The organism is Rhodococcus sp. 27YEA6 (assembly GCF_044908235.1).
Lineage (GTDB): Bacteria > Actinomycetota > Actinomycetes > Mycobacteriales > Mycobacteriaceae > Rhodococcus_F > Rhodococcus_F qingshengii.
On the sequence record NZ_JBIYCY010000005.1, the window covers coordinates 368,089 to 380,694 of the forward strand.

The 12,606-nt window shown below is 62.0% G+C and carries 11 protein-coding genes; 5 read left to right on the forward strand and 6 right to left on the reverse strand.

Translation table 11 applies throughout. The annotated features are described in order from the left end of the window. Position 1: 1 nt before the first annotated feature. On the reverse strand, positions 2–1,561 hold the full coding sequence (locus ABH939_RS16550; RefSeq protein WP_404649826.1) for an amino acid permease: 1,560 nt from the start codon (positions 1,559–1,561) through the stop codon (positions 2–4). 197 nt (positions 1,562–1,758) lie between these two features. Here ABH939_RS16550 and ABH939_RS16555 point away from each other — a divergent pair, with 197 nt between their 5' ends. Next, positions 1,759–2,490, forward strand: a complete 732-nt coding sequence (locus ABH939_RS16555; protein WP_003944898.1) for a TetR/AcrR family transcriptional regulator — start codon at positions 1,759–1,761, stop codon at positions 2,488–2,490. A gap of 12 nt (positions 2,491–2,502) precedes the next feature. Here ABH939_RS16555 and ABH939_RS16560 read toward each other — a convergent pair whose 3' ends face one another. Beyond that, a complete protein-coding gene (locus ABH939_RS16560) occupies positions 2,503–3,057 on the reverse strand; it encodes a transglycosylase family protein (RefSeq protein WP_003944949.1) in 555 nt (184 codons plus the stop codon). 453 nt (positions 3,058–3,510) lie between these two features. Here ABH939_RS16560 and ABH939_RS16565 point away from each other — a divergent pair, with 453 nt between their 5' ends. Further along, on the forward strand, positions 3,511–4,143 hold the full coding sequence (locus ABH939_RS16565; protein ID WP_217018791.1) for a hypothetical protein: 633 nt from the start codon (positions 3,511–3,513) through the stop codon (positions 4,141–4,143). 17 nt (positions 4,144–4,160) lie between these two features. On the opposite strand, the gene ABH939_RS16570 is transcribed toward ABH939_RS16565, so the two are convergent. From ABH939_RS16570 to ABH939_RS16580, 3 genes are read right to left on the reverse strand one after another with little or no spacing between them, the layout of a single operon-like run. Continuing rightward, a complete protein-coding gene (locus tag ABH939_RS16570) occupies positions 4,161–5,843 on the reverse strand; it encodes an ATP-binding cassette domain-containing protein (protein ID WP_404649827.1) in 1,683 nt (560 codons plus the stop codon). Positions 5,844–5,858: 15 nt separating this feature from the next. Next, complete coding sequence (kstD, locus tag ABH939_RS16575) at positions 5,859–7,607, reverse strand: 3-oxosteroid 1-dehydrogenase (RefSeq protein WP_404649828.1); 1,749 nt, start codon at positions 7,605–7,607, stop codon at positions 5,859–5,861. Then, positions 7,607–8,227, reverse strand: a complete 621-nt coding sequence (locus ABH939_RS16580; protein ID WP_404649829.1) for a TetR/AcrR family transcriptional regulator — start codon at positions 8,225–8,227, stop codon at positions 7,607–7,609. The genes kstD and ABH939_RS16580 overlap by 1 nt, the downstream gene beginning before the upstream one ends. Before the next feature lie 466 nt (positions 8,228–8,693). Between ABH939_RS16580 and ABH939_RS16585 the strand changes: the two genes are divergently transcribed. From ABH939_RS16585 to ABH939_RS16595, 3 genes are all read left to right on the forward strand, one after another. Continuing rightward, entirely contained in the window at positions 8,694–9,749 is a 1,056-nt protein-coding gene (locus ABH939_RS16585; RefSeq protein ID WP_404649830.1) for a serine/threonine protein phosphatase, read from the forward strand. Positions 9,750–9,830: 81 nt separating this feature from the next. Next, entirely contained in the window at positions 9,831–10,805 is a 975-nt protein-coding gene (locus tag ABH939_RS16590) for an ABC transporter ATP-binding protein (RefSeq protein WP_042919882.1), read from the forward strand. Beyond that, complete coding sequence (locus ABH939_RS16595) at positions 10,805–11,596, forward strand: ABC transporter permease (protein WP_404649832.1); 792 nt, start codon at positions 10,805–10,807, stop codon at positions 11,594–11,596. The genes ABH939_RS16590 and ABH939_RS16595 overlap by 1 nt, the downstream gene beginning before the upstream one ends. 199 nt (positions 11,597–11,795) lie before the next feature. Here ABH939_RS16595 and otsB read toward each other — a convergent pair whose 3' ends face one another. Further along, complete coding sequence (gene otsB, locus ABH939_RS16600; protein ID WP_404649833.1) at positions 11,796–12,584, reverse strand: trehalose-phosphatase; 789 nt, start codon at positions 12,582–12,584, stop codon at positions 11,796–11,798. Positions 12,585–12,606 lie beyond the last annotated feature (22 nt).

The following is a 12,606-nucleotide window of genomic DNA, read 5'->3' on the forward strand; positions in this document are numbered from 1 at the left end:
GTCAGGCTCCGATCGTGACGGGATTCGGGGTGGCGCGGCCACGTGGGAAGCAAGCGACTCCCAGCCCCACGACCAGCGCTACCGTGATGGGCGCGGCCCACTGCAGAATGGGGTACTCCCCGGTGGGGTTGAAGATCTCGGCTCGTGGCCAGGACAGGTTGATCACCATCAGCGCGCCGTACACAACCGCGGCGATGTTGACCGGAACTCCCCAGATGCCCAGGGAGAAAAGCTTTTTGCCTTCGGCGTCGAACTTGGGGCCGACTGCCGTGCGAGGCCATCCCTTGAGACGCTGAACCAGCAGCGGCACGGTCACCATGAGGTAGGCCAAGTAGATCAAGATGATGCATACGCTGGACAGGGTTGCAAAAATTGCCGAGTTGCCCACGTTGACGGCCAGGACGGCAATGCAGACCAGACCGATGAGGACGGACGGCGCGATAGGTGTTCCGTTGCGGGGGTTGACCTTTGCCAGTACCTGCGAGGCAGGAAGCCGCCCGTCGCGGGCCATCGAGAACATCAGCCGTGAAGCAGCAGTCTGAATGGCCAAGGTGCACACGAACACTGCGATCGAGACGTCGATCAACAAGACCGTGCCCCACGGCGAACTGAGAATCGATGTCAGTACGTACGGCAAACCTTCCGTGGCCAGGCGTCCGTCGGTGAGTGAGGGCGCTGCCATCAACGCGCCGAGGATCATCAAGCCGCCGCCGAGCGCGGAAGCGGACAGTGCAAGCCGGATCGTACGAGGTGCGACGCGTCGGGGGTTGCGGGTCTCCTCGGCCAGTTCGCCTGCCGAACCGAAGCCGACCATGACGTAAGCAGCCATCAGTCCGGACATGATCCACGCCCAGGCGTATCCGGGCTGACCGCCGGCACTGCCGGTGTCGAAGACGACGTCCGGTCCGCGCTGAGCGTGGGTGAAGAACATCCCGATCACCGCGATGACACCGACGATTTCGCAGGTCACGCCGATGTTGTTGATACGCGACATCCAATTGACGCCGATGCAGTTGATGAAGGTGGTCAGAACCAGAAGTACCGATCCGAGCAGCACGGCGTTGGCGGCACCACTCGATGAGGTGAGTGCGCTGTCCTCGCCGATGATCTGGAACCCGCTCCACACATTGGGGAGCACGACCTGCAAGGCGATCGCGGCGGCCGATGCAGTGACGATCTGAGCGAGAATCATGAACCAACCGGCGAACCAGCCGACGATCTCACCACCCATCCGCCGCGACCACTGGTAGATGGCACCCGAAATCGGATATCTGGCAGCAAGTTCCGCGAAGTTGAGAGCGACCATGAACTGACCGATGAAGACGACCGGCCACGTCCAGAAGAATGCCGGACCCGCGAAACCGAAACCGAGGCCGAACAATTGGAAGATCGTGGTCAGGATGGAGACGAAGGAGAAGCCCGCGGCGAAAGACGCGAACTTTCCCAGCGATCGATGCAGCTGCTGCTCGTAGCCGAACTCCGCGAGGTCACCGTCGTCGTGAGGCGAAGAGGCGAGTGCGGATGCGGTGGTGGGCTGCGCAGCCGGGGTGGTTGCACTCAACGGCGTACTCCTTCGGCGAAGCGATTCAGAGGCGAATAACTGTCGATTGATAGTTTTCGCGAAATCCACTCGCCGCAGGTGACGCCCGCGTATACGATTCGCCTGATTCTGTAACAGGCTCGTTGAGTACGTTTCGAGCACGTGACCGAATGCTCACAGCGGCGGCCATCCCGCACGTAAGGCCGCAGCCTGCCACTATGGAAGGCGTGACCAACGCCGGCCCCGGACGACCCCGCCTGACCGCTCGCCGACGCCCGGGTGGCACTGCCCGGGCGGAGATCTTGGATGCAGCCGCTGAACTGTTCACCACCCGAGGCTTCGCCGCGACGTCCACACGCCACATCGCCGAAGCAGTCGGAATGCGTCAGGCGTCGCTGTACAACCATTTCGCCACCAAGGACGACATTCTGGTTGCACTGCTCGCCGACACCGTGACGCCGGCGCTCGACTTCGCGGAGAATCTCAGGCCACTCGACACCGCACCCGAGGTCAAGCTGTACGCACTTTCGTACATCGACGCGGCACAACTGATCACCGGACGGTGGAACCTCGGCGTCCTTTATCTCTTACCGGAACTGAGAAGTGACAGGTTCATGTCGTTCCGAGCCGATCGCGATCGGCTTCGCGAGCAATACCGGGCACTCGCCCAGGATGTGCTCGACGCGATTGACGATCCATCATCAACGCACCTGGCCGAGCTTCCGTTTCGCCTGGTAGAAAGCGTGATCAGCGCGCGAGCCGACGCGCTCGAAGGCACCCCGATTCCCGACGCCGCTGTCATCGCCGGGTCGGCGCTGCACATTCTTGGGTGGCGCCAGGATCTTGACCCCATCCATACGGAAGCGGCAACGCTCATTGCGAACGCAGAAACGCCGAAATTGTCCGGGGCTGCATCAGCTCCGGACAATTTCGACGCATTGAGGACCTAAACGGCCACGAGACTAGACCGAGAGGGACTGTCCCGGGAAGATCAGGTTGATGTTCGGAACCTGGCTGGCGAGGTTCTCGAGCGAGATGCCGTGTGCAGCAGCGATCTTCGACAGGGTGTCGCCTGCCTTGACCACGTAGTTGCCGCTTCCGGTGCTTGCTGCCGGAGCCGACTCGACGGAAGCCTCAGCGGTAACGGGGGCGGCTGCGGCCTCGTAGTTGCCTGCGGTGGTGCCGGTGGTCAGGTACTGACCGCAGACGGGCCATGCGCCGACGCCCTGGCCTGCGAGAACGTTCTCGGCGACACGGATCTGCTCGGCCTGGCTGGCGTTGGCAGCGTTGCCCGATCCACCGAATGCGTTCCAGGTGCTCTGCGTGAACTGCAGACCACCGTAGAAGCCGTTTCCGGTGTTGGCGGCCCAGTTACCGGAGGACTCGCAGTTTGCGACTCCGGACCAGTCGTGGCCGGCTGCCGAAGCGGTGCCGGTGCTCATGGCGAGCGGGATCGCGACGACTGCGCCTGCGGTTGCAACTGCGCCGAGGGCGCGCTTGAAGGTGATGCTGGTCATTGGGTAAATCCTCTCCGCTACCGCGGACGAGGTCGGCCCGGACGCTTTCACGTCTAGTCGATCGACTCGTCTGTTTCACTCCTGCCCCGCGAAGGTTTCGGGAGTACCGGACCCGCGGGGCAGAAGCACGCAGTTGCGGGTCGGTGTTTGCCCGGTAGTTTCGGGCTGTCAACGACCGTAGGCGATGGTCACGGATTGGTCACGGGGCAGTTTTCCGGCACTGCTGTACCAGACTCAGTCGAAAATCGAGCAATAACCACAGGTCAACTAATTGATTCGAGCTTCAACCATACCGATCGTTATCCGTCCGTTATGTGGCAACCGTCACGGTGATTTTGTGACCCACCGCACCGAAACAGGCCGTGTCGGACCGCCAACGAGGATCCTGGGGATGTTAAGAGAGTCCTGGCAACGGGAAAAACCAACCGCCCCAATCATAATGGAGATCAACTGGTGATCATCGCAGTAGAAGGACCCAGCGCCGCCGGCAAGACCACCTGGTGCCGAACCCAACTCGGTGGACAAACCGCAGCGGAAGGATTCGTCGCCGAGTATCAGCCCACGGGGCGCGAGCCGGACGGCACGGATCTCGACGTCCAGGCAAGTTACTGGGCAACGGTCAATTCGAAGCGATGGTCGCAAGCGGAAGAACTCGAATCGAGAACCGGGATCGCGCTCTGCGACAGCGACCCGCTGAAACTGCACTACAGCTGGTGTCTCGCCGCGGTGGGCGCCGCACCTCGGGAGCGATTCGAGTACGAGCTCGAGGCAGTCGAGACGGCTTTTACGCGCCTCGAACTGGGTCTCGCGGATCTGACCGTCATCTCGATACCGTCACCGAAGCAACTTCGACTGCAGCGCGAAGGAGACCCCAGCCGCCGACGACGGCATTTCGAGCTTCACGCGGCGCTCGCCGAGCCGCTCACCCACTGGTACTCGGCGGTGGACAGGGTGGATCCAGGTCGCGTTCTGTGGGGCTTCCCGACACTGCTCGATCTTTCGCGCTGTCCCCCACCTCGATCGGATCGCAGCGATCCGGGCCTCCTGCGCGCGATGATCAACGAGTTGCCGCCACTCCCCAGGTAGCAAGCGGCTGCTCGATCTCAGCGCGCTCGTTCGACCCTGGCCTCGTCCCACACCGGAGACTCGCTCTCGTACACGTTCCCGTCCGATCCGAAGACGAGGAACCTGTCGAACCCGCGCGCGAACCAACGATCGTGGGTTACCGAGATGACGGTGCCGGCAAACTGTGCGATGCCCTGTTCGAGCGCGTCAGCCGAATGAAGGTCGAGGTTGTCGGTCGGCTCGTCGAGCAGCAACATCGTGGCGCCGGAAAGCTCGAGGAGCAGAATCTGCAGGCGCGCCTGCTGTCCGCCGGACAGGTCGTCGTACTTCTGTTCGGCTGCTTGGGACAATCCGTAACGGTCGAGCGCGCGGCTCGCCGCTTCACGCCCCATTCCGCTGCGGTGTTCGTCGCCCATGTGCAGGATCTCGAGCAGCGTGTTCCCGGTCAGATCAGGCCTGGAATGGGTCTGCGCAAACAATCCGGGACGTACCCGGGCACCCAGCGTCGCAGTACCCCTGTGCTCGACCGGCGCGATGTCGAGCGCCTCGACGGGCAGATGCTCGGTCCCCGGATCGGTCCCACCACCCGCCAAGAGACGAAGGAAATGTGACTTCCCGGATCCATTGGAGCCCAGCACGGCAACGCGATCTCCGTACCAGATCTCGGTGTCGAAAGGCTTCATCAATCCGGTCAGCTCGAGATCCTGACATACCAACGCGCGCTTGGCGGTTCGCCCGCCAGCCAGCCGAACTGTCACCTTCTGCTGAAGTGGAATCGCTTCGGGTGGCCCTGCCTCCTCGAACTTCGCCAACCTGGTTTGCGAGGCGTGATACCGCGCAGCGACGCCGTCGTTGAACTTGGCCTTTTCACGCAATCGCAGAACCAGGGCACGTAATTTCGCGTGCTCCTCGTCCCAGCGTCGACGCAGTTCTTCGAATCGAGCGTTGCGATCCTCGCGGGCCTGGTGGTAGCTGGCCAGCCCAGCGCCGTGGGTCCACGACGTTGCGCCGCTGATTCCGGGCTCGAGCGTCACGATGTGGGTGGCCGCGTTGGCGATCAGTTCGCGGTCGTGGCTGACGAACAAAACCACTTTCGACGATTCCGAGATCGTCTTCTCCAGCCATCGCTTGCCCGGAACATCGAGGTAGTTGTCCGGCTCGTCCAGCAGGAGTGCGTCGTCGGGCCCAGCGAACAGTGCTTCGAGAACCAACCGTTTCTGCTCGCCACCACTGAGGGAGTTGGCCGCGCGCCACTTCGCGCGGTCATAGGGAACACCGAGAGCCGCGGTAGTGACCTTGTCCCAGAAGTCTTCGGTCTCGTAGCCGCCCACGTCGGCCCAATCGGCCAGCGCATGCGAATACTTCATTTGAGTTGATTCCTCGTCGCGCTCGATCATCGCGTTTTCTGCCGTATCGAGCGCCAGTGCTGCGTCCCGGATCCGTGCCGGCGAGACGGACAACAGAAGATCGCGCACGGTGGACTCGTCGCGAACCTGGCCGACGAATTGCCGCATCACGCCCAGTGTTCCGGATCGAGTGACAGCGCCCTCGTCGGCGACGACGTCTCCGGCGACAATGCGGAGCAACGTCGTCTTACCAGTCCCGTTGGGGCCTATCAGTGCAGTTTTTGCACCGTTGCCGACCCGAAAGCTGACACCGCTGAGCAGTTGCCGACCATCAGGGAGAAAGTAGTCGACGTCGGCGATGTTGAGGTGGGTCACGCTGTCAAGAGAACCCTACCCACGGCGATCTGCCAAACCATTATTCCTGCCTTCGGTCTCGAGTCCACTACCGTTCTGGGATCGTCCGACCGCATCTAGCGCCGCCAGATATCCGAAAACCATTGCGGGACCGATAGTTGCACCTGGACCGGCATAGGTATGACCCATCACCGGTGAGCTGGTGTTACCTGCTGCGTAGAGCCCGTCGATGACCGAACCGTCGGCGCGCAACGCTCGCGCGCGAGCGTCCGTGTTGATGCCGCCTTTGGTCCCCAGGTCTCCAGGCACCATCTTCGCGGCATAGAACGGACCCTTCGTGAGTTCTCCGAGGCTGGGATTGGGCTTGTTGGTGCAATCGCCGTAGTAGTGGTCGTATCTGCTTGTCCCACGGCCGAAGTCGCGATCGATTCCGTCGCGCGCACAGCTGTTGAATCGTGTGATGGTGGCGGACAGCGCATCGCCCGGCACTCCGATCTCGGCAGCGAGTTCGGCAATCGATCCAGCTCGCACAATCGCACCCGATTCGATCCACGACCGAGGTATCGGCCTGCGCGCCGGAACCCCCGCGAACAGGTAACGGTCACGGTACGTCTGATCGAAGATCAGCCAAGCCGGGATGTTCTCAGCGGGTCCTTCACCTCGGCCGTACTTTCCGCCGAACATGGCGTGTGCCGCTTCGACATAGGGAAGCGACTCGTTCATGAAGCGCTGACCGCTGGCGTTGACCATGAGGCTGCGAGGCAACGAGCGTTCCGCCAAGGCGAACCACGGGCCTTTGGGCAGTGGAATCGACGGGGCCCACCACGCGTCGTCCATGTACGAAATTGCGGCGTCGACGCGTAGAGCTGCACGGATGCCATCCCCGGTATTGGTCGGTGCCCCGAGAGTCCACTGCGCGCTACTCGGCCGTCGCTGGTACTCGCCTCGCATGTCGTCGTTGTTGTCGAATCCGCCACACGCGAGGATGACACCGCATCGAGCATGCATGGTGGTCTGCACTCCCCCGGACTCGAGTCGCACACCCACGACACGATCACTGTCGGTTACCAAATCCACAAGCCTCGTCCCGAGCTCCACCGTCACTCCGGCGTCCCGAACTCCGAGCATCAGTTCGGCCATGAGCGCCGGCCCGAGCCCGATCAGCTTCTTCTTCCGAGCTCTTGCGGCCAGGGATCTCATTCCTACCCGAAGCATCCGCACCGGACCCCGCCAATGCCGGATCCCCGTGCTCAGCCAACGGTAATCAGATTGTTGGACAACCATGTTGAGCGGAACCTTCATGTACGGCGGATGAAGTGTCGCAAGATCGTCGCCCAGAGCTCGCGCGTCGAACGGGCGCGGCTCGCACGAGCGGCCGCTTGCACGTCCGCCAGGTGCCTCGGGAAAGTAGTCGGAGTACCCCTTCACCCATTCGAGCTCCAACGCAGAGTGACGAATCAGGAAATCGAGGGCTTCCGGACCCCGATCGATATACGTGTCGATTCGGTCGGCGTCTGCATCCTCTCCGACAATGCTCTTCAGATATGTTCGCGCAGAGTCGATATCATCTGTCGGCGCCTCGCGGCGAAGTATCGAGTTTCCCGGAATCCACACGCCGCCCCCGGACCGGGACGACGAACCGCCCCAGTATTCGGACTTCTCCACGAGTATCGTCGAGAGTCCGTTGCGGGCTGCGGTGATGGCTGCGGACATGCCGGCAGCCCCCGATCCGACAACAACGACATCCACTACGGGCGGCACGGCGCCCTGAGAGTTCTCGTCCATCACTGGTCACGACCTTTCGTGTCATCTTCGTCCTGCGCGTGCCACCGGGATCCTCGAACAGCGTCTAGCGCCCCCTCGACGCACACGGGAAGTGATGCCCCGCGCTTGTGAGGGTTACGTATCCATTGCCGATAACCGAACTCCGCCGCCGCCAACATCAAATGAACGAGAAGTCCTGGGCGGCTGTCGTTTTCCGGATCGAGTTGCATACGTTGTGCCACCAACTCGACCAGCCGATCACGATGTTCGGGCGCGATCAGCGCGACTCGATCCATCAGGTGCGGCGCGGTACGGAACGCCGATCGCCACTGATCGATCTCCGAGGACTCGAAAGCATTGGAACGCTCGAGGATTGCCCGTGAGATCGCAAGATCAGCCGACTCGGATGCCGGGCGCTCCTCGAGGAGCGTCACGATTCCGGCACCGCCCTGCCTGACCGGATCCAACAGCAGATCCTCCTTGTTACGAACGTGCCGAAAGTACGTGCTCGCCGATACCCCCGCCGCCGACGCAATCTGCTCAGTGGTCACGTCTTCGAAACCGTCACGTGCGAACAGATCGAATGCCGCACGTTGAATGTCTGCTCGCACCTGCAACCGCTGTCTCTCCCGTAGTGACATCAGCAACGTCCTCCCGCCTCGGCCGAGATCCGGCCATTCTCGATAATGCGAGTCTCACCTATTGTGACAGTCACTGTCAATATCCAATTCTCTGTCAGATATCAGCAGACCCGGGCACATCGTTGACAGGGCATTCGATGCCACGACAAGCTTCGAAGATGAAGCGATGGGGACCGAATCGAGACGTTTCTCCAACAATTTGTCGATGCGGGGCTTCAAGGCGCGGTCACCGAAGCGTATTTCGGTGGTCCACTCTGGCGCATGACCCTGCTCGCCCGTTTCGACGACCGAGCCCTTGGCCCCGACGGCGCCGTCATGTATCGAAATCGAACAGTGCTTCTCGTTCGGACCAAGTGGGAAAGATCATCGAGCAAGAGGACTACTACGAGGACACCGCCAGAATCGGTGACTTCGACAGGCGGCTCCGCGAAATCGAAGCCGGACGAGCCTGTGGCACAGTCGTGGGATGACAGACGTCAGGATTGACCGTCACCGAAAGCTGTCGGCGTTCCTGTCTTCCCAGAACGATGTCGAACTGGCCCGACTGGTCGACACCGTTCAAATCTCGAGTGTCGGCGTAGGTGGCGCCGCAGGAGTGATCAGGGTCTATGACAACAGGCTCAACGGCGTTCCGGTATTCACCAAACGCATCCCACTGAGCGTGCGGGAAATCGCCGAGGTGGGCTCTACTTCCAACCATTTCGATCTGCCGACGTTCTGCCAGTACGGCATTGGTGGCCCAAGCTTCAACGCCTGGCGAGAACTGGCCACGAACCTCGTGGTCACCGATGCCGTTCTGGCCGGCGAAACACAGTCGTTCCCAATGCTTTACCACTGGCGGATACTTCCCGGACGTTCGCCCGTTGCGGTCGAACACGCCGACATCGATTCCGTTCACACCGCCGGCGCCAGCCGTGAAGTGCGGACCCGTCTCGAAGCGCTTGCCGCTGCGCCGTGCAGCCTCGTACTGTTCTGCGAGTACATCGAACACCCGATCTCGAATTGGCTGGAAGACAACCCGTCCGCCAAAGCTGCCGAAGTCGAGCGACAGTTTTCGGAGATCGTGGCGTTCTTGCGCGATCGACAGTTGCTGCACATGGACGGACATTTCGGCAACATGCGCACCGACATGGAGCGGATCTATCTCACCGACTTCGGACTGGCCACATCCCCACACTTCGACCTGTCGACTGCCGAGCACGACTTCGTCCGGCGCCACGCCACTCATGACGCCGACTACGCCGCCATGCTTCTGGTCAACTGGCTGGTGACCGAGGTCTGCGGGGTACCGAGGCCGACGAGCGGCGGACCAGTCGCCCGCAACCAGTACGTACGACGATGCGCCACAGGTCATATTCCAGGTGATGTGACACCAGAGGTGGCCGCGATCGTGACACGGCACGCGCCCGCCGCTGCGAGGATGAACGACTTCTACTGGCGATTGTTCGACGGCGACTTCGATCCGCCCTACCCGCAGGCCGCGCCAGTTCCGCCTTCCGGTCGAGCACAGGGTTTTCCCTGAACTGCCGTATTCACATCTCAGGGTTCATGTCATCCTCGGGACCGATGTGCTGGTCAGTGCCGGTAGGGCACAGTTCTCCTCATGATTGAACTGAGGGGATTGACCAAGGTTTACGGACCGACGAAAGCGGTGGACGATTTGTCGTTCACGGTCAAGCCGGGCATCGTGACGGGCTTCCTGGGCCCGAACGGTGCCGGTAAGTCGACGACGATGCGGATGATCCTGGGTTTGGATCAGCCGACGTCGGGTGCGGCGTTGATCGAGGGCAAGCCGTACCGGGAGCTCAAGACGCCGTTGCGGACGGTGGGTGCGTTGTTGGATGCGAAGTGGGTGCACCCCAATCGCAGTGCGCGTGCGCATCTGCAGTGGATGGCTGCTTCGAACGGGATCCCGAAGTCCCGCGTCGACGAGGTGCTCGGGTTGGTCGGATTGTCCGAGGTGGCGGGCAAGAAGGCCGGCGGGTTCTCGCTCGGTATGTCGCAGCGTCTGGGGTTGGCGGGTGCGTTGTTGGGGGATCCGAAGGTGTTGTTGTTCGACGAGCCGGTCAACGGTCTCGATCCGGAGGGCATCGTCTGGATTCGTAAGTTCATGCAGCGGTTGGCGGCCGAGGGCCGCACGGTGCTCGTGTCGAGTCACCTCCTTTCGGAGATGGCGCTCACGGCGGAGCAGTTGGTGGTGATCGGTCGGGGTCGGTTGATTTCGGATTCGACGGTCGCGGAGTTCGTGGATCGTTCGTCGGAGTCGACGGTGCGCGTGCGCAGCCCACAATTGGACGCTCTCCATGCCGCATTGACTGCCCAGGGACTGACTGTCCGCGAGGAACATTCAGGATCGGAGCCGGTGTTGGTGGTGGTGGATTCGACCACCGATGTGATCGGTGGTTTAGCTGGTTCGCAGGGAATCGTGTTGCACGAGTTGGCTTCTGTGCAGGGGTCGCTCGAGGATGCGTTCATGAAGTTGACCGGGGACGATGTCCAGTACCACGCATCCGGTATCGATCCGGGCGCCGGAGCCCACCACGCAAACACACAGCACGCTATGGGAGGTGCACTGTAATGGCTGTTCTCAGTGCTGAACGTATCAAGATCACCACGACCAAGTCGCCGCTGTGGTGCACGATCACAATCATCGTCCTAGGGTTGGGCGTCGCCTGGATGATCGGGCGTTCGTCGAGTTCGAGCATTCAGGCGTACAACGACGAAGCCGCATCAGGAACTCCTGATTTCGAGAAATTCCTCCCCACGTTCAACGACGCGGGGCTAGGAGTATCCGGATTCGGCGTCATGGTCCTGATGATCATGGCGGCGCTCGCGATCACCAGCGAGTACCGCTTCGGCATCATCCGTACCACCTTCCAGGCCATCCCGAGTCGGGCTTCGGTTCTGATCGCCAAAGCCGGCCTGATCGGGGCTTTCGGCGCGGTGCTGTCCTTCGTTCTCATGCTCGGCGCGGTATTCATCACCAAAGCTGCGGCAGGCTCTGAAGGTTCCACCAATCTGGCACTGGAAAACGCCGACGCCTGGCGCGCCGTTTACGGCGTACCGATCTTCGCGTTCCTCTGCGTTGCCCTTGCCATCGCCGTCGGAGCACTCCTTCGTCAGTCCGCCGGCGCCATTGCACTACTGCTGCTGTGGCCACTGCTCATCGAGAGCCTGTTCGGCATGTTCGGATCCTTCGGCAGAAACGTCACACCGTTCCTCCCGTTCGCCAACGCCGACCACTTCCTCTCTTCGGGTTCGAGCACCAATTTCCATTGGGGCCCTTGGGGAAGCTTGTTCTACTTCGCAGCGTTTGTGCTGGTGATATTCGGAATCAGCATCGCCGTCGTCAACAAGCGCGACGCCTGACCGAGTCGCAAACCGACCAAGACCGAAACTGGCCGCACCGGAGCCCTTCCGGTGCGGCCAGTTTCGCGTTGACAGAACCCGCAGCGCTTGTCGATCACGCCAGGGAACAGGGCACGCGCGGGTTCGCGTCACTCTGCCCCGCGGACGCGGCACCTCGAAATAAGACCTGGTCGAGTTCTTGGCAGACTGACCTCACATGTCAGCGTTCCAGTTGCGCGGCAAGCTCTTTCATCCAATCGAGGAATGCCTGCGGGCCGTCGAACTGGACGCCGTCGACAGCAGCCACTTCCGGTGCGATGTCGTCGCCCTTGACCACCAACGCTTCTCCACCCGAGGCAAGGACAGCGGCAAAGGCCGGTAGGTCACCCCGGTCGTCGCCCGCGTACGCGACGACGTCGACCCCTGCGGCCGCGATCGCGCGAAGGAGGCCTGTCCCCTTGTCCTCCTCAACGGGTGGGCGCAATTCCTCGACCAACTTGCCGGGCTCACGCCGCAACCCGGTCCGGCTCGCGATTTCAGTTGTCGCTGCTTCCACCAGACGCTGCGCGGCCGCTCGATCTGCAGCCCGACGCCAATGCACGGCCACCGCAAGGCCTTTGCTCTCGACATGGATGCCAGGAACTGCCGGAGAGTCGAACAAGCGGCGCAGGTCGGCTTCTGCTTCAGCGACGGCATCACTGAACGCCGCGACGGGCGGAAGCACCTCGATTCCGTTGTCCGTCCAGGTCTCGACACCGTAGGAACCCATGAGCACAACGGAATTCAAGCTGAGCCGCTCTCGCAAGAACGACACAGGCCGTCCCGAGAGCAAGCCGACAACACCGAGGTGCTCGGCCAGGGTCGCAAGCACGTCTTCGGCGCCGGGCAGTAGTGCACTCGCCGACGGATCGTCGACGATGGGTGCAAGCACGCCGTCGAAATCCATCACCAGTCCACAGCGAGTTGGATCGGACGTGAGTCGGAGGATGACGTCCGAAGCGGTTCGCATGGTTCGAGTGTGCCAAATCGAT

Bases quoted from the DNA above. Each gene is read 5' to 3' on its own strand.
- otsB (WP_404649833.1), bottom strand. From the start codon at position 12,584: ATGCGAACCGCTTCGGACGTCATCCTCCGACTCACGTCCGATCCAACT.
- ABH939_RS16555 (WP_003944898.1), top strand. From the start codon at position 1,759: ATGGAAGGCGTGACCAACGCCGGCCCCGGACGACCCCGCCTGACCGCT.
- ABH939_RS16585 (WP_404649830.1), top strand. From the start codon at position 8,694: ATGACAGACGTCAGGATTGACCGTCACCGAAAGCTGTCGGCGTTCCTG.
- kstD (WP_404649828.1), bottom strand. From the start codon at position 7,607: ATGGACGAGAACTCTCAGGGCGCCGTGCCGCCCGTAGTGGATGTCGTT.
- ABH939_RS16590 (WP_042919882.1), top strand. From the start codon at position 9,831: ATGATTGAACTGAGGGGATTGACCAAGGTTTACGGACCGACGAAAGCG.
- ABH939_RS16560 (WP_003944949.1), bottom strand. From the start codon at position 3,057: ATGACCAGCATCACCTTCAAGCGCGCCCTCGGCGCAGTTGCAACCGCA.
- ABH939_RS16580 (WP_404649829.1), bottom strand. From the start codon at position 8,227: ATGTCACTACGGGAGAGACAGCGGTTGCAGGTGCGAGCAGACATTCAA.
- ABH939_RS16595 (WP_404649832.1), top strand. From the start codon at position 10,805: ATGGCTGTTCTCAGTGCTGAACGTATCAAGATCACCACGACCAAGTCG.